Annotated in this window: 15 protein-coding genes, 1 tRNA gene and 1 other RNA gene; 13 read left to right on the top strand and 4 right to left on the bottom strand. The window is 69.7% G+C overall.

Annotated elements, in window-relative coordinates:
• Positions 1-2 precede the first annotated feature (2 nt).
• From MET9862_RS01230 to MET9862_RS01220, 3 genes are all read right to left on the bottom strand, one after another.
• Positions 3-78, bottom strand: a tRNA-Phe gene (locus MET9862_RS01230).
• An 83-nt stretch (positions 79-161) separates the two neighbouring features.
• A complete protein-coding gene (locus MET9862_RS01225; RefSeq protein ID WP_142581292.1) occupies positions 162-371 on the bottom strand; it encodes a DNA gyrase inhibitor YacG in 210 nt (69 codons plus the stop codon).
• Positions 368-1033: a Maf-like protein gene (locus MET9862_RS01220; RefSeq protein ID WP_142581291.1), complete on the bottom strand. Its 666-nt coding sequence runs from the start codon at positions 1031-1033 to the stop codon at positions 368-370. The genes MET9862_RS01225 and MET9862_RS01220 overlap by 4 nt, the downstream gene beginning before the upstream one ends.
• Positions 1034-1188: 155 nt before the next feature.
• Here MET9862_RS01220 and ssrS point away from each other — a divergent pair.
• The 6 genes from ssrS to MET9862_RS01190 all read left to right on the top strand — a co-directional run bounded on the left by ssrS (position 1189) and on the right by MET9862_RS01190 (position 7382).
• A non-coding RNA gene (gene ssrS, locus MET9862_RS01215) (6S RNA) lies at positions 1189-1345 on the top strand.
• A complete protein-coding gene (locus MET9862_RS01210; RefSeq protein WP_142581290.1) occupies positions 1335-1919 on the top strand; it encodes a 5-formyltetrahydrofolate cyclo-ligase in 585 nt (194 codons plus the stop codon). Before ssrS ends, MET9862_RS01210 begins: the two co-directional genes overlap by 11 nt.
• 39 nt (positions 1920-1958) lie before the next feature.
• The gene (locus MET9862_RS01205; protein ID WP_142581289.1) at positions 1959-2777 is read left to right on the top strand and encodes a TIGR00282 family metallophosphoesterase; all 819 of its coding nucleotides are present in this window, start codon (positions 1959-1961) and stop codon (positions 2775-2777) included.
• Positions 2778-3156: 379 nt separating this feature from the next.
• Positions 3157-5211 (top strand): ATP-binding protein, encoded by a 2055-nt coding sequence (locus MET9862_RS01200; protein WP_142581288.1) that lies wholly within the window; start codon positions 3157-3159, stop codon positions 5209-5211.
• A 181-nt stretch (positions 5212-5392) separates the two neighbouring features.
• A complete protein-coding gene (locus tag MET9862_RS01195) occupies positions 5393-6367 on the top strand; it encodes a MotA/TolQ/ExbB proton channel family protein (protein ID WP_142581287.1) in 975 nt (324 codons plus the stop codon).
• A gap of 1 nt (position 6368) precedes the next feature.
• Complete coding sequence (locus MET9862_RS01190) at positions 6369-7382, top strand: peptidoglycan -binding protein (RefSeq protein WP_142581286.1); 1014 nt, start codon at positions 6369-6371, stop codon at positions 7380-7382.
• A gap of 103 nt (positions 7383-7485) precedes the next feature.
• Here MET9862_RS01190 and MET9862_RS01185 read toward each other — a convergent pair whose 3' ends face one another.
• Entirely contained in the window at positions 7486-8712 is a 1227-nt protein-coding gene (locus tag MET9862_RS01185; RefSeq protein ID WP_142581285.1) for a TetR/AcrR family transcriptional regulator, read from the bottom strand.
• 517 nt (positions 8713-9229) lie between these two features.
• Here MET9862_RS01185 and MET9862_RS01180 point away from each other — a divergent pair.
• From MET9862_RS01180 to MET9862_RS01150, 7 genes are all read left to right on the top strand, one after another.
• Positions 9230-10438, top strand: a complete 1209-nt coding sequence (locus MET9862_RS01180; RefSeq protein WP_142581284.1) for a polyhydroxyalkanoate depolymerase — start codon at positions 9230-9232, stop codon at positions 10436-10438.
• Positions 10439-10597: 159 nt separating this feature from the next.
• Entirely contained in the window at positions 10598-13225 is a 2628-nt protein-coding gene (locus tag MET9862_RS01175; RefSeq protein WP_142581283.1) for a TIGR02302 family protein, read from the top strand.
• 39 nt (positions 13226-13264) lie between these two features.
• Positions 13265-13450, top strand: a complete 186-nt coding sequence (locus tag MET9862_RS01170) for a twin transmembrane helix small protein (RefSeq protein WP_142581282.1) — start codon at positions 13265-13267, stop codon at positions 13448-13450.
• 350 nt (positions 13451-13800) lie between these two features.
• Complete coding sequence (locus tag MET9862_RS01165; protein ID WP_142581281.1) at positions 13801-14433, top strand: acyloxyacyl hydrolase; 633 nt, start codon at positions 13801-13803, stop codon at positions 14431-14433.
• 18 nt (positions 14434-14451) lie between these two features.
• Positions 14452-15018, top strand: a complete 567-nt coding sequence (locus tag MET9862_RS01160) for a cob(I)yrinic acid a,c-diamide adenosyltransferase (protein ID WP_142581280.1) — start codon at positions 14452-14454, stop codon at positions 15016-15018.
• Between the two features lie 249 nt (positions 15019-15267).
• On the top strand, positions 15268-16017 hold the full coding sequence (locus MET9862_RS01155; protein ID WP_142581279.1) for an electron transfer flavoprotein subunit beta/FixA family protein: 750 nt from the start codon (positions 15268-15270) through the stop codon (positions 16015-16017).
• Positions 16018-16113: 96 nt separating this feature from the next.
• On the top strand, positions 16114-17061 hold the full coding sequence (locus tag MET9862_RS01150; protein ID WP_142581278.1) for an electron transfer flavoprotein subunit alpha/FixB family protein: 948 nt from the start codon (positions 16114-16116) through the stop codon (positions 17059-17061).
• The last annotated feature ends 30 nt before the right edge of the window (positions 17062-17091 follow it).

The raw sequence follows: 17091 nt of genomic DNA, 5'->3' as shown, positions 1-17091 counted from the left end.
TGTGGTGCCCAGGGGCGGAATCGAACCACCGACACTGCGATTTTCAGTCGCATGCTCTACCAACTGAGCTACCTGGGCGACATCCGCGCCGCAGGGCGGCGTCGGATGGCGGGGGTATAGAGAGCGGAAACGGCGCTGTCCAGTCTCTCCGAAGCCTCCCGTCACGATTTCTTCGTCGGGTCGGATTCGGGCTCGGACAGGCTCGGTTCGCCGTCATCCTCGCCGGGGATGACGTAACGGTCGCTGAGCCAGCGGCCGAGATCGATGTCGGCGCAGCGTTCCGAGCAGAACGGCGCGAGGGACGGGACCGCCGGCTTGCCGCAAATCGGGCAGGGCGCGGTCTTCGCTGTGGCCTTGCGCGCCGCGCTCACGCCATCGCTCCCCAGCGGGCGCGCACCGGGAAGCCCTCGCCCTCGAGTAGGCTCATCGTCTCGTAGAGCGGCAGGCCGACCACCGCGCTGTGCGAACCGACGAGCTTCACCACGAAGGCTGCGGCCAACCCCTGGATCGCGTAGCCTCCGGCCTTGCCCCGCCACTCGCCCGATCCGAGATAGGCCTCGATCTCGCGGCCGGAGAGCCGCTTGAAGCGCACCCGGCTCTCGACCACGCGCTCCCGCCGGCCGCCGCGCGGCGTCAGCAGGCAGACCGTGGTGAAGACGCGGTGCTGACGCCCCGAGAGGAGGCGCAAGCAATCGGCCGCCTCGTCGGGCGTCTCGGCCTTGGGCAGAACGCGCCGGCCCACCGCGACCACCGTGTCGGCGGCGATCAGCCATGCGGGCACGGTCTCGGAGCGGTGCATCGCGGCCTCGGCCGCAGCGAGCTTTTCGCGAGCGAGCCGCCGGGCGAGGTCGCGCGGCGCCTCGGCCTTGCGCGGGCTCTCGTCGATATTGGCCGGCAGCAGCGCGTCCGGCTCGATGCCGATCTGCTGGAGCAGGGCGAGGCGGCGCGGCGAGGCCGAGGCGAGGATCAGCCGGGCCTGCGGCAGGGGCGCGATCTCGGTCGCCGCCTCGGCGGCGCTGGTCTGTGCTGTCATGATGTCCCGGTGCGCGCCGCCCGCGACGTCCGGCGCCGAGGGCTCCTCAAATCCGTGCGGGTGTTCCCGGCGGGTGTTAGCGAAACGCTGCTCCGAAGGAAACAACCGCCGGGTGCCCCCTGGCGCGGGGCCCGCCCTGTCGCTACATGAGGGCGGCGGGGCTGCAGAGTTCGTCAGGAGCACTTTCCCCGGGGCCTTATCGACTCCCCCGGGAGCTGTTCCTGGCCTCGTCCGTGGACTTGGCCAACACGGCGCCCACCTACGCTGTAGGTTTCCCGGGATCGATCCTCCAACGGCTCACGTGGCTCCGCACCCTCCTTCATCGGCCGAGAAGGCCGCCCTCCGCCGGGACGCCCTCTCGCGGCGCGACGCCCTCTCGCCGGAGGCGCGCCAGGCCGGCTCGCTCGCGGTGGCCCGCAGCGTGCTCGCGATGGAGGCGCTCGCCGGCGCCCGGCTCGTCGGCGCCTTCTGGCCGATCCGCAGCGAGATCGATCCACGCCCGATCGCCGAGGGGCTGTTCGCCCGCGGCCAGCGCGTGGTGCTGCCGCAGGTAACGCCGTCCGGCCTCGTCTTTCGCGAGTGGCGGGCGGGCGAGGCCCTGGTGCCGGGCTCTTTTGGGCTCAGCGAGCCGCATGCCGACCTGCCTGCCCTCGATCCCGACGCGCTGATCGTGCCGCTCGCGGCCTTCGACCGCAGCGGGCAGCGCATCGGCTACGGACGCGGCTACTACGACGGCGCGATCACCCGGCTCGCGCCCGTCCTCACGGTGGGCATCGCCTTCGCCTGCCAGGAGGTGGATGCCGTGCCGGCCGAGCCGCACGACCGGCCGCTCGACCATGTGGTGACCGAGGACGGGCCGGTTCCGCTCGCGCGCGAACGCGCCTAACCTTCCAGAGCCTCTCTTCCCACGCGGTCGCGGTCCAGCATGCGTCTTCTCTTCCTTGGCGACGTCGTCGGGCGTCCCGGCCGTCAGGTGGTCGGCGAGCACCTTCCCGGCTTGCGTGAGCGCTGGCGGCTCGATTGCGTGGTGATCAACGGCGAGAACGCGGCGCACGGCTTCGGTATCACCGAGGCGATCTGCGACGAGCTCATCCAGGCCGGCGCCGACGCGGTGACACTCGGCAACCACAGCTTCGATCAGCGCGAGGCGCTCGTCTTCATCGAGCGGCAGCCGAAGCTGATCCGGCCGGCGAACTACCCGGCCGGCACGCCGGGCCGCGGCGCCTGCATCGTGGAGACGGCTGCAGGCGCCCGCGTCCTCATCGTCAACGTCATGGGCCGCGTCTTCATGGACGCCCTCGACGATCCCTTCACCGCGGCCGACCGGCAGGTCTCCGCCTGTCCGCTCGGCGAGGCCGCGGACGCAGTCATCGTCGACATGCACGCCGAGGCGACGAGCGAGAAGCAGGCGCTCGCCCATTTCCTCGATGGCCGGGTGAGCCTCGTCGTCGGCACCCACACCCATTCCCCCACCGCCGACCACCGTATCCTGCCGGGCGGCACCGCCTATCTCTCGGATGCCGGCATGTGCGGCGACTACGATTCTGTGCTCGGCATGCAGAAGGAGGAGCCGGTGCGCCGCTTCATCCAGAAGACGCCGGGCTCGCGCTGGGAGGTGGCCACGGGGGAGGGCACCCTGTGCGGGCTCGCCGTCGAGACGGGGCCGGACGGGTTGGCGACCGGCGTGTGGCCGGTGCGGCTCGGTCCGCATCTGGAGGAGACTTGGCCACGGCATTGGGATTAGCGTCAGATCTCGATCCCGCCCGGAAGGGGGGCGCCGGCCGCGGCCCGGCGCCGCCGTGCGACGAGGGCAAAACGACCGTTCGCGGCATCTGCGCCGCTGGCGAGGCCGCCGAGACAGATAGGCCGTCGGGATTGAGAATCCGGGATGATCGGAGTGCTTCCGGTCCGGATCCGGCGCCTCGACTGGCCGAACGACACATCCGATCGCGACGGCCGCGTCGCCGTCAAAGCCGGATGTTAGGAATCTTTGACCGTCCGTCTCGAGCGTGGCAGGGTCCAGTCATGTCCAGCAAGTCGACACGCATCGCCGTTGTCACGTTCGCCTCAAGCCTACCGTTGGAGCGCATCTGCGCTACGGGAGCGCCGTCATCGTCCGCGCGATGAGTATGCCCGGACGCGACTTGTCGGCTCCCCACGACTTCCGAATCGATTGTCTCGCCGTCCAGAGCATCCCGTCCGTACCGACGATCCTGGATGTCGTCTGCCGCACCACCGGCATGGGCTTTGCCGCGATCGCCCGCGTCACCGAGGACCGCTGGGTCGCCTGCCAGGTCAGGGACGACATCGCCTTCGGTCTCCGACCCGGCGACGAGCTGGAGATCAGGACGACGATCTGCAACGAGATCCGCCAGAGCGGAACGGCCGTGGTGATCGACCACGTCGCCGCGGATCCGGCCTTTTGCGGGCATCCGACCCCGGCGCAGTACGGCTTCCAGAGCTACATCTCGATGCCGATCAAGCTGCCGGACGGCACGTTCTTCGGGACGCTCTGCGCCATCGACCCGAAGCCGGCCGTTTTGAACACGCCCGCCATCATCGGCCTGTTCCAGATGTTCGCGGACCTGATCGGCTTCCATCTCGATGCCAACCAGCGCGTGGCGTCGAGTCGGGAGGCGCTGCGGCTCTACGAAAACATCATCCAGTCTCACGTCGCTCCGATCTGTGCCTTCGACCACGATTATCGTCTCATCGCCTTCAACAAAGCCCACAATGACGAATTCTTTCGGGTGAACGGCTTCTATACCGAGATCGGTGACGTCTTCCCGGACCTGCTCATTCCGGATCAGGCCGTCATCATGCGTGCGAACATGCGTCGGGCGTTGAGTGGCGAAACCTACACGGCCGAGGTTGTCTTCGGCCGACCGGAATTCGGGCAGCCCTGCTGGGAGATCACCTACACACCGCTGCGCAACGAGGCGGGGGAGATCATCGGTGCCTTCCATCAGGCGCACGATATCAGCGCGCGGCTGCGCGCTGAGACCGAGCTTCGGGAGGCTCAGGAAACGTTGCGTCAGTCGCAGAAACTGGAGGCGGTGGGCCAGCTCACCGGCGGCGTCGCCCACGACTTCAACAATCTGCTCACCATCATCCGCTCGTCCGTCGACTTCCTGCGCCGGCCCGACCTGCCAGAGGCGCGGCGCACCCGCTACGTGGACGCGGTCTCCGAGACGGTCGATCGCGCCGCCAAGCTCACCGGCCAGCTCCTCGCCTTCGCGCGGCGGCAGACGCTCAAACCCGAGGTATTCGAAGTCGGGCCCGTGCTCCGTTCGGTGGCCGACATGCTCGATACGGTCACAGGCGCCCGCATCCGGGTGGTGACGGACGGCCTGGACACGCCCTGCTTCGTGAAGGCGGATATCAGCCAGTTCGAGACCGCACTCGTGAACATGGCGGTGAATGCCCGCGACGCGATGGATGGCGGTGGAACGCTCACGCTGCGCTTGATCGGCTCCGCCATGCTGCCGCCGATCAGGGGCCATGGCGGTGCGGCCGGCCCCTTCGCGGCCGTGTCGCTCACCGACACGGGCAGCGGCATTGCGCCCGACGTGTTCGGGCGCATCTTCGAGCCATTCTTCACGACGAAGGAGGTCGGCAAAGGCACCGGACTCGGCCTGTCGCAGGTCTTCGGCTTCGCCAAGCAGTCGGGCGGCGACGTCGATGTGGCAAGCGTGCAGGGGCAAGGCACGACCTTCACCCTCTATCTGCCGGAGATCGCAGCCGAGACGGATCCGAAGCCGGTCGAAGAGCTGAAGAGCGACGGCTTCCCGATGGGTCACGGCCAGTGTGTGCTGGTGGTGGAGGACAACATCGAGGTCGGCCGCTTCGCCACGCAGATCCTGGAGGATCTTGGCTACCGGACGACCTGGGTGATGAATGCCGAGGAGGCCCTGGAGACGCTCGGTCCGGACGGGTCCGGCTTCGCCGCGGTCTTCTCCGACGTGGTGATGCCCGGCATGGGCGGCATCGCCCTGGCGAAGGCTCTGCAACACCGCCTGCCGCACCTCCCGGTGGTGCTCGCCTCCGGTTACAGCCACGTGCTGGCTCAGGAGGGGCCGCGTGGCATCGCGTTGCTGCACAAGCCGTATTCGGCGGATCAGCTCGGCGGCATCCTCGGCCGCATCATCCGGCAGCGATCGACCGCGCCTGCGGGCTAGCGGGTGCTTCGCCGCACCGGCCCGTCGGGACGTGCCTGCACGCCGCCATCCCGCCGCGCGTAGCGCGCGCGACTTGATCGGGGCCGAGCCTGCCGCCACAGTGCCGCCGGAACCGCCGCGGCATGCCCGTCTCGGGCTGTCGGTCCCGTGGAATGCCACGCCAGTCAGTGAGTCGCGACCGATGGCCGCCCCTCCCGCGTCCCCGCCCCGCACGAGACCGGTGGGCAAGCCCGGCATCTTCCTCGTCCGGATGCTGGTTTTCCTCGTCCTGGTCGGGTTCCTGGCCTTCCTTCTGTTCAAGCAGATCACGCCAGCCTTCCTGGCCAATCCGGGCCTCAACGGCCTGATCCTCGGCGTCCTGCTCATCGCCGTGCTGATCGCCTTCGGGCAGGTGATCCGGCTCTACCGCGAGGCGGCCTACGTGAATGCGGCCGCCACCGGCGAGGTCGCCAAGGACGCGCCGAGCCTGCTGCGCCCGCTCGCCCCAGCGGTCGAGGCGCGGGCGAGGGGGGCGACCCTGCCCGGCACCCGCGCCTTCCTCGACACGGTGGCCGCGCGCCTCGACGAGGGCCGTGATATCCTGCGCTACATCGCCGGCATTCTCATCCTGCTCGGCCTGCTCGGCACCTTCTGGGGCCTGATCGACACGCTGTCGGCGGTGGGCTCGGTGATCCGCTCCATGCGCGGTGGCGGCGACGCGGCGGTGATGTTCGACGAGCTGAAGAGCGGGCTCGCGGTGCCGCTGTCGGGAATCGGCCTCGCCTTCTCGGCTTCGCTCTTCGGCCTCGCCAGCTCCCTCGTCGTGGGCTTCCTGGACCTGCAGGCGGGCCAAGCCCATGCCCGCTTCCACAACGAGCTGGAGGACTGGCTGGTCTCGGGCATGGAAAGCGGTGCGGCGGCACCGGTCGCGGCCGGATCGCCGGCCTCGGCGCGCGAGCTGCAGGAGGCGGTGGACCGTCTCACCGCAGTGATCGCGGACGGCGCGAACGGCCGCGCCGCCACCCAGGCGATGGCCAACCTCGCGGAGGGTATCCAGGGGCTCGTCCAGCACATGCGGGCCGAGCAGCAGATGATCCGCGACTGGGTTGAGGCGCAGGCGAGCCGCGAGCGGGACCTGAAGCAGGCCCTGGACCGGCTTGGCCGGGAGCGGGTCTGAGATGGCCTCGCGGGTGGCCCGGCGCGAGCGCGGGCTCAACGTCTGGCCGGGTTATGTCGACGCCCTGGCGACGCTCCTGCTCTCGGTCGTCTTCCTTATGACGGTCTTCGTCGTCGGCCAGTTCTTCCTCTCGCAGGAACTGTCGGGGCGCGACACAATGCTGGCGCGCCTGAATCGCCAGATCGCCGACCTCACCGACCTCCTCGCCCTGGAGCGCTCGAACCGCCGCACGGATTCGGCGACGATCGATTCCCTGCGCTCGTCGCTCACCGCGATCGAGACCGAGCGCGACCGCATCCGGGCCGAGGCCGCCGGCAGCGCCGCCCAGCAGGGCCAAGCGAGCGAGCTCGACCGCCAGCTCCAGGCCGAACGCGGCGCCACCAAGCGGGCGCTGAGCCAGGTCGATCTGCTGAACGAGCAGATCGCCGCCATGCGCCGGCAGCTCGCCGCCCTCGAGGATGCGCTGGCCGCCTCCGAGCAGCGCGACCGAGAATCGCAGGCCCGCATCGCCGATCTCGGTAGCCGCCTGAACGTGGCGCTCGCCCAGAAGGTGCAGGAACTCGCCCGCTACCGCTCCGACTTCTTCGGCCGCCTGCGCCAGATCCTGGGCTCGCGCTCCGATATCCGCGTCGTCGGCGACCGTTTCGTGCTGCAATCCGAGGTGCTGTTTCCCGGCGGCTCTGCCGCGCTGAAGCCGGAGGCTGCGCCGGAGCTCGACCGGATCGCTGCGGCGGTCGGCGAACTCGCCAAGCAGATTCCCTCGGACCTGCCCTGGGTGCTGCGGGTGGACGGGCATACGGACGCCCGCCCGATCGGCAGCGCCCAGTTCCCCTCCAACTGGGCGCTCTCGGCGGCACGCGCCATTGCGGTGGTGCAGTATCTCGTCGGCAAGGGCATCCCGCCCCAACACCTCCTCGCCGGCGCCTTCGGAGAGTTCCAGCCACTCGACGCGGGCACGAGCGAGGACGCCTATGCCCGCAACCGCCGCATCGAGATGAAGCTGACGGAGCGGTAGCCTCGAGCGCACTCCGCCGAAGTGGACAATGGTTCGGCGCAAGAGAGGGCGTCGAAACAAGAGTCTGGAGCCGTTCCCGATTGCAACGCGATCGGGAACGGCTCTAAGCGTCCGAGAAGATCCCGAGGAAGAGCGGCCGGGCCAGGAGATCCGCGGCCGCCTCGGCCTCGACGCCGGGGCACCAGCGGTCGAGGTCGGAGGCCGAGTCGATCATGCTACTCACCACCTGGGCGGCGATCGAGGAATCGACCGGCCGGATCGAGCCGTCCGCGATTCCGTCGCCGATCGGGAAGGCGAGGCGCTCCCATAGGCGGGCCAGGGTCGAGGGCACCTCGGCACGCAGCGCCTCTGGCAGGGCGCCGACGGCGGCGCAGCGGAGCAGGGGCCCGGTCTCCGAGAACTGGTGGCGCACTAGAGCGCGGGCGCAGCCGGTCAGCCGCGTCCAGCCGCTGCCGCCGCGCGCCTCCGCCGCGTCCTGCTCGCGGCGCAGGATGTCGAAGGTGCGCGCGAAGCAACTGGCGACGAGGTCGTCCTTGTTGTCGTTGTGGTGGTAGAACGAGCCCTTGGTCACGCTGAGCCGGGCGGAGATCTTCTCCACCGAGGCGCCGCGGTAGCCCTCCTCGTTGATGAGGGCGGTCGCTGCCCGCAGGAATGGCTCGGTCGGACCGGTGAGGATCTCGGCGAGCGGCGGCTCGGCCTCGGCCCAGCGGCTCCCCGGCCCGGAGAGGCCCCGGAGCAGCAGATCGGCGATGCGGGCGCTGACGCGCCCGAAATCCTGCGGCTCGTAGCGGTCGATCCAGGCCCGCGCAGTGTGGATGATCGAGAGCATGAGATGGGCGCGGGCGCTGCGTCCCGCCCGGTCGAGCCCCGGCACGGCCTCCTCCGGCACGAACAACCCGCGCGCCCGCCGGAACAGGTCGTTATAGGCTGTGAACACCGCCTCGCTCTGAGGGCTCGGCAGGGCGCGCAGGTCCGTGAGCCGAACCTGGGGCCGCTGTCCGCCCGTCCCGATGGCGGCCAGATCGGCGAAATAGGCGTCGAGGAAGGCGCGAAGCCGCGCCTGCGGGTCGGCCAGGGGCTCGACGCGGTCGAGCAGTCCCTGGTGCCAGCGCAGCGTGCGCAGATAGCAGGCCGCCGCGAGATCCTCCTTGCGGCGGTAATAGTAGGTGATGCTGTTCGTCACGAGCCCGACGCTGCCGGCCACGTCGTTCAGCGAGGTTCCACGGATCCCGCGCGCATTGAAATGCCCGACCGCGGCGTCGAGGATCGCGTCCCGCTTGGCGGCATAGCGCTTCGTCTGCTGCGGGACGGTTGCGGCTCCATCGATCATCGGCGCGGATTGAGCATGCCCCCCAGCCCGGTGGCAAGCGCGCTCGGCGCATCGACGGAGGCATGGCAGCCCTATCCCCAGACGCGAGTGATTATAAGAAACTCAATCTTTGATTGAATTTGATTCGTCGAATCGTCGCCGGTATCCGACGCATGTCCCGCTCGCCGAACACGGACCGAAGCCGGGACCCGATTCAGTTTGGAATCCGCGGTATCGTTGCCCGCGATCCACACACGGTTCAGGCGCGGGAAATTTCTCGAAGCCGAGCCGCACGATGGGAGGCCGATCCTCCCATACCGTCTCGCCTTCCAGGCGTTCCGTTCCCGTGCGCACCCCCTAAAAGTCCGGTGCGCGAAAGCCACAATCAACGGTGTTTCTAATTTTTTGCAGTTGCGGTGCGGAGTCGCCGAACTAACCTGCCTTGACCATGTTGATGCAGCCCAAAGCGGCGTTCACGCCGTCCCCAGCAACCCTGTCCGCCGGTGCGGCGCGACGGCCTCACGCGACGGACCGTCCCATGATGTACGACGCGTTCCAGGCCCAGGCCGATATCGCCGACCAGACCCGCTTCTGGGGCCGGCTGATCAACGACGCAGTCTCCCCCTGGACCGCGCTCGGCGAGCCGCTGACCTGGTGGTCCGCCGGCGCCCGCATGATGATGCGGGCGGGCCTCACCTTCGCCCGGCCGAGCTTCAATATCGGCGTCGTCACGGTCGGGAACCGCGAGGTGCCGGTCACCGAGGAGCCGGTCTACGCCACGCCCTTCGGCACGCTGCTTCGCTTCCGCAAGGACGTGGACACGCCCCAGCCGAAGCTGCTCGTGGTGGCGCCGCTCTCAGGCCACTTCGCAACCCTGCTGCGCGGCACCGTGCGGGCGCTGCTGCCGGATCACGACGTCTACATCACCGATTGGCACAACGCCCGCGACGTGCCGCTCTCGGCGGGCCGCTTCGGCTTCGACGATTACGTCGACCATCTCGTGCAGTTCATGGGCGTGATCGGCGAGGGCGCGCATATGCTGGCGGTCTGTCAGCCCGCCGTGCAGGCGCTCGCCGCCGCCGCGTGGATGGCGCAGACCAAGGATCCCGCCGCGCCCCGCAGCCTCACGCTGATGGCGGGGCCGGTCGATTGCCGCGTCAACCCGACGGTGGTCAACGAGCTCGCCACCTCGAAGCCGATCGAGTGGTTCGAGCGCAACCTCCTCGCCACCGTGCCCCGGCGTCACAAGGGCGCGGGGCGCAGGGTCTATCCCGGCTTCGTGCAGGTCTCGGCCTTCATGTCGATGAACATGAAGCGCCACATGCAGGGCCATGCGGACCTGTTCTGGCACATGGCCAACGGCGAGACCGAGAAGGCCGCTGTGATCGAGAATTTCTACGACGAGTATTTCGCCGTCCTCGACCTCGCGGCGGAGTTCTACATCGAGACGGTCAAGACCGTGTTCCAGGACTACACCCTGGCCAAAAACGAACTCACCCATCGCGGCGAGCCGATCGACACGCGGGCGATCCGGCGCACGGCGCTGATGACCGTCGAGGGCGAGCGCGACGACATATGCTCGGTCGGCCAGACCATGGCGGCGCACGACCTCTGCACGGGCCTCGCCCCGCACATGAAGAGCCACCACCTGCAAGCCGGGGTCGGCCATTACGGCGTGTTCTCGGGCAAGCGCTGGGAGACGCAGATCTATCCGCAGGTGCGCAACTTCATCGCCTCGCACGCGTGATATCGCGCGCTCCCTTTCCCACAGAGGGGGAGAGCAAGCTCGCCCTGGGCGGATTTGACCCGCTGGCCCCTGCCGGCCACCATGCTAGCCTGACGGGCCGCCCTTTCGGCGGCACAGGCCTTGCGCCATTCGGTTTCGGAGCGGCGGGACGACGACGGCGTGGGCAGCGAACCCTCCCATCCCGCCCGCGCGGCGGGATCCGCGGTGACGGCGCGGCTCGACCGGCTGGTGGCGCAGGCGCGCGCGGCCGGATTGTGGGAGCGGGCCTGGCCGCTGCTCTGGCGCGGCCTCGGACTCCTCCTGCTCTTCGCCGCACTCTCCTGGCTCGGCCTCTGGCTGGAGGTCGGCCCGGAATGGCGCATGGCGGGCGTTGGCGCCTTCGTCCTCGCCCTCGCCGTATCGCTACTGCCGCTGCTGCGCCTCGCCCGCCCGGATCGACGCGAGGCCCTGTCCCGGCTCGACCGCGACGCGGCCGCGCGCGATCCAACCCTGCGGCATGGGCCGGCCTCTACGGCCGAGGACCAGCTCGCCGTCGGTCTCGCTGACCCGGCGGCCCGCGCCCTCTGGGCCCTCCACCAGCGCCGCGCCGCCGAGGCCGTCGACCGCCTGCGGGTCGGCCTGCCACGCCCAGGCATGCCGCGGCACGATCCCTTCGCCCTGCGCGCGGCCCTTGTCGTCGCCGCCGTGGCGAGCCTGTTTGTCGCCGGCACCGAGTGGCGCGAGCGGATCGGCAGCGCCTTCGACTGGCGGCACCCGCCGGCGCCCGGCCCGAACTACCGCATCGACGGCTGGATCGATCCGCCGCTCTACACCCGCACGCCGCCGCTTCTCGTCACCCTGTCGGAGCCCGAACAGCGGCTGCGCGCGCCCGTGAATTCGCGCCTTGTCGTGCGCATCGCGGGCGAGAACAGTGGTGCCGCTCAGACGGCGCTGACGCCGAATGCCGGGCTGAAGCCCGAGCCCGGCAAGGAGGGCCGACCGGACCTACGCGAGGAGCGCTTTCAGGTCCTCGGCCCGCACGCGGACCTCACCGTGGCGACGCCCGCCGGCACGAGGCGCCTCACCGTCGAGACCATCCCCGACTCGCCGCCCGAGATCCGCAGCGTCGGCCTGCCGGAGACGAACGGACGCGGCACGTTCAACCTGACCTACCGCGCCCGCGACGATTACGGCCTTGCCTCGGCCGAGGGCATCGTCGAGCCGGTCGGCACCGGGCGCAGCCTCGTCCCACCGCCGCGGATCGGCCTCGCATTGCCGCCGGACACCAGCGGCGAGTCCGATGCGAAGACTCTGGTCGACCTGACTGACAATCCCTGGTCGGGGGCGAAGGTGCGCTTCAGCCTGCTCGTGAAGGACGAGGCCGGCCAGGAGGCCCGCTCCGCTCCGGTCGAGATGGTGCTGCCGGCGCGGCCGTTCCGCGACCCGCTCGCCCGAGCGCTCGCGGAGGAGCGCCGCCGCCTGATGACGGCGCCGGACGAGAGCCGCCGCCGCGTGCAGACCGCCCTCGACGCCCTGCTGATCGCGCCCGAGACCTTCACGCCGCAGCCGAGCATCTTCCTCGGCCTGAAGACGGCGGGCCGCCGCCTGCGCCGCGCCGAGACGGATGCCGACCTCACCGAGGTGGCCGACCTGCTCTGGGAGATGGCCCTCAAGATCGAGGACGGCGATCTCTCCGACGCCGAGAAGCAGCTGCGGCAGGCACAGGACCGCCTCAAGGAGGCGATCGAGCGCAACGCGCCCGACGACGAGATCAAGCGCCTGACGCAGGATCTCAAGCAGGCGCTCGACAAGTTCCTGAAGGAGATGGCCGAGCGCCAGGGCCGCGAGCCGCGCCAGCAACAGCAGCAGAGCGAGCGCAACGGCCAGTCGAAGAGCGTGACTCCGGAGGATCTCGACAAGATGCTCCAGGATATGGCCGAGGCGATGAAGCGCGGCGACACGGCCGAGGCGCAGCGCCTGATGGACCAGCTCCGCAATATCCTGGAGAACCTCCAGACCGCGGAACAAGGCGGCAAGTCCGACCCGACCGCCCGCGAGATGCGCAAGCAGATGCAGGAGCTCGACCAGATGTCGCGCGAGCAGCAGGGCCTGCGCGACGAGACCTTCAAGGAGGGCCAGGATCGGCGCAATGCCGAGCAGGGACAGCGCGGACAGCGCCCCTCGAACCGCGGGCAGAAGGGGGCCGAGCAGGGACAGCAGCCTGGGCAACAGGGCCAGCAGGGGCAACAGGGCGGCCAGGGTCAGCAGGGCCGCGAGGGGCAGCGCGGCCAGCAGCAACAGGGGCAGGGCGGTGTCGGCGAGCGCCAGCAGGCCCTGCGCCAGCGCCTGGAGGATCTGCAGCGCCGCATGAAGGAGAACGGCATGAAGGGCGAGGAGGGACTCGCCGATGCCGAGGAGGCCATGCGCGAGGCGGAGGGCGCCCTGCGCCAGGGTCGCGAGGGCGACGCCGTGGATGCCCAGGGGCGCGCTCTCGATGGGCTGAAGCGCGGTGCCGAGGGGATGCAGCAGCAGATGCAGCAGATGGCCGAAGGGGAGGGCCAGGGCGAGCAGCCCGAGGGTCAGCAACCCGGCCAGCAGGGGCAGGCGGGCTCCCGCGACGACGATCCGCTCGGTCGTCCCACCCGTGGGCGGGACATGTCGGACGGACGCGTGAAGGTGCCGGGCGCCGACGAATCGGCGGTGCAGCGAGCGCGGCGGATCATGGAGGAGCTGCGGCGCAAGCTCGGCGACCCGACCCGTCCGCGCGAGGAGCTGGATTATTTCGAGCGGCTCCTGCGCCGCAACTGATATGAGCCCAGGCTTCGGCCCCGATAGAACGCGAACCCGATGTCCGCAAACACCCTCGTCCTTGTCGCCTGCCTCGCCGTCGCGGTGGTCCTGCTTCTCGGCCTCGCGAATATGTTGCGCGGCGGCAGCGCGAATCTCTCTCAGAAGCTCATGCGCCTGCGCGTGCTGCTGCAATTCATCGCCATCCTGATCATCATGGGCGTTGTCTGGTGGCGCACCGCTTAGAGCGTCCCTTAAACGAAGCAGAACTTGATTCGGCGAAAGACAGCGGATCACCACACGGCCTCGGAGATCTGTTCCGTTGCGACGGAGCTGAGGACTTTTCTTAGGCACCCGCTCGGCCGGATCCGTGCGGGGCTGCCGAATGCTAAAATCCAGCAATGTCCCAAGCATCTACACGGCCGATCGCGGACTCGGTGTGATGCGGCAGTCAAGCCGGCCTTGCCCGGCACCGGTGTGACCGGAGCGCCGCAGTCCGGCGCATTCCATCATTCAACGGATGATTTGGGCCCTCGCTCGGGGTTGCCGCAACCGCGGCGTGCTAGACATGGCCGGCTCAACCGGACGGTCCCCGCATGCCCAAGATCCGTAGCCTACTCGCCGGCGCCACCGCGCTCGCCGCGGTCTCGCCCGTCCTGGCGGCGGATCTCGGCGCTGCGCCGCCGCCCGCGCCCGTCTACGTCGCCCCGGCCCAGCCGCTGAGCATCGTCTCCGAGCTGCGCATCGGCGGCGCGATCCAGGATCCGGGCAGCGCCGAGGGCAAGGCCCGGGGCTTCGCCAAGGAGAACGTCAACGGCGAGATCCTGTTCGCCAAGCCGGTGGTGAGCGCGGATCCGTTCTGGCAAGCCTTCGTGCCTCGTCCGACGGTGGGCGGCAGCTACAACACCGGCGGCCGCACCAGCTACGCCTATATCGGCGCGACCTGGACGGTGGACCTCTTCCCCGAGACCTTCAACCGGCGCCTCTTCCTCGACGGCTTCTTCGGGGCCGCGGCGCATGACGGCTATACCGGCCCGAAGGCGGGCACGCCCTACGGCTTCAACACGCTCGGCTGCAGCCCGCTCTTCCGCGAGGCGGCCGCCCTCGGCTTCCGCATCACCGAGCATTGGAGCATCATGGCCACCGTCGAGCACATGTCGAATGCCGGCCTGTGCGCCAACAACCGCGGCCTGACGAATTACGGCGGCAAGATCGGCTACACGTTCTGACGTCGTTCGGAGAGCACCGTGGTCAAGCTCAACCGGATTTACACGCGCACTGGCGATAAGGGCACGACCGCGCTCGCAGACGGCCAGCGCCGCTCGAAGGCGGATCTGCGCGTTGAGGCCTACGGCACGGTGGACGAGGCCAACGCAGCGATCGGCCTCGCCCGGTTGCACACGACGGGCGCGCTCGACGCGATGCTCGGCCGGATCCAGAATGACCTGTTCGACCTCGGCGCTGACCTTGCCACGCCGCCGAGCGCCGAGCCGTTGCCTTACGAGCCCCTGCGCGTCGTCGCGGGCCAGGTCACGCGGCTGGAACGGGATATCGATGCGCTGAACGCGGCGATTCCGCCGATCAAGTCCTTCGTGTTGCCCGGTGGTACGCCGGCTGCCGCGTATCTCCACCTCGCGCGCACGGTGAGCCGCCGGGCGGAGCGCCTCGCCGTCGAGCTCGCCGCCACCGAGACGGTGTCGGCGGAGGCGCTGCAATACCTCAACCGGCTGTCGGACCTCCTGTTCGTGGCGAGCCGGGCCGCCAACGCCAACGGGGCCGACGACGTGCTCTGGGTGCCGGGGCAGAATCGCTGAGGCGATGCCGCCGCGGCGCGGTCCCCCGGAGGCGGGCGGGCAGCATACCGCAGCCCCGAAATTCCACCGCAAGAATACCTTGACCACGCCGGAAACGCTTTTCGAAAGGCGGCGGGTTCCGGTGCGTTGACAAGGCGGAAATGTGGCCGTTACGGTCCGCGCCCTGTGAGAGCGGGCGCGCGTCCGTGCGGATGACGCGCGCCTGGCGTTGCGCCTTCGAGAAGAGTCCGTGCGGAGGAAAGAGGCCCCATGAAGGTCCTGGTGCCCGTGAAGCGGGTTGTCGACTACAACGTGAAGATCCGCGTCAAGGCCGATGGTTCGGGCGTGGAGCTCGCCAACGTCAAGATGTCGATGAACCCCTTCGACGAGATCGCCGTCGAGGAGGCGATCCGCCTCAAGGAGAAGGGCAAGGTCACCGAGATCGTGGCCGTCTCGATCGGCCCGCAGCAGGCGCAGGAGACGCTCCGCACCGCGCTGGCCATGGGCGCCGACCGCGCCATCCTGGTCAAGACCGACGTGAGTTGCGAGCCGCTGGCGGTGGCCAAGCTGCTCAAGGCGGTCGTCGAGAAGGAGAGCCCGCAGCTCGTCATCCTCGGCAAGCAGGCCATCGACGACGATTCCAACCAGACCGGCCAGATGCTCGGCGCGCTGCTCGGCTGGCCGCAGGGCACCTTCGCCTTCAAGCTCGAGGTGGGCGAGGGCAGCCTCGACGTCACCCGCGAGGTCGATGGCGGCCTGCAGACGGTGGGTCTGCAGCTCCCGGCGATCGTCACCACGGATCTGCGCCTCAACGAGCCGCGCTACGCGTCGCTGCCCAACATCATGAAGGCCAAGAAGAAGCCGCTGGAGGAGCTGGCGCCCGACGCACTCGGCGTCGACGTCACCCCGAAGCTGAAGGTCCTGAAGACCGCCGAGCCGCCGGGACGCTCGGCCGGCATCAAGGTCGGCTCGCCCGCCGAGCTCGTCCAGAAGCTGAAGGTCGAGGCCGGCGTTCTCTGACGCGGCCGACGAGGCGGCCCCCGGGGCCGCCTCGAGATTGTCCCTTCCCGGCTCGCAGGCAGCCTTGAGGCGCCGCGCCGCATACAGGATCCCGCCATGACAACGCTTCTCTACGTCGAGCACGCCAACGGGCAGGTGAAGGACGCCTCGCTGAAGGCGCTCACCGCCGCCAAGGAACTGGGTGCCCCGGTCCACGCCCTGGTCGTGGGCTCCGGCTCGAAGGCCGCCGCCGAGGCCGCCGCCAAGCTCGAGGGCGTCGAGAAGGTGCTGAACGCAGAGGATGCGGTCTACGACCACGACCTCGCCGAGCCGGTGGGCGCGCTGATCGCGGCGATCGCGGAGCCCTACGCGGCGATCGTGGCGGCGGCCACCACCACGGGCAAGAATGTGCTGCCGCGCGCCGCCGCCCTGCTCGACGTGGCCCAGGTCTCGGACATCATCAAGGTGGTCTCGCCCGACACCTTCGAGCGGCCGATCTATGCCGGCAACGCCATCCAGACGGTCCAGGCGCCGGGCCCGAAGACGGTGATCACCGTGCGGACCGCCGCCTTCAAGCCGGCCGGCGAGGGCGGCTCGGCCTCAGTCGAGGCAGTGTCGGCGGCGGCGCCCCAGGCCGGCGGCTCGACCTTCAAGGGCGAGGAGATCGCCAAGTCCGACCGTCCGGAACTGGCCTCGGCCAAGTTCATCGTCTCCGGCGGCCGCTCGCTCGGCTCGGCCGAGAAGTTCAAGGAGCTGATCGAACCGCTCGCCGACACGCTCGGCGCCGCGGTCGGCGCCTCGCGCGCGGCGGTCGATGCGGGCTACGCCCCGAACGACTGGCAGGTCGGCCAGACCGGCAAGGTGGTGGCGCCCGATCTCTACGTGGCGGTCGGCATCTCCGGCGCGATCCAGCATCTGGCCGGCATGAAGGATTCCAAGGTGATCGTCGCGATCAACAAGGACGAGGACGCGCCGATCTTCCAGGTGGCGGATTACGGCCTCGTCGGCGATCTGTTCCAGATCGTGCCGGAGCTGCAGGGCGAGATCGCCAAGGCCAAGGGCTAAGCGACGCGCGGGCAGGAAGACGCTGCCGAG

Origin of the sequence: Methylobacterium symbioticum, assembly GCF_902141845.1 — a bacterium.
GTDB lineage: Bacteria > Pseudomonadota > Alphaproteobacteria > Rhizobiales > Beijerinckiaceae > Methylobacterium > Methylobacterium symbioticum.
The sequence above is the reverse complement of the archived record's forward strand: the minus strand, read 5'-3'. Positions and strand labels throughout refer to the sequence as shown.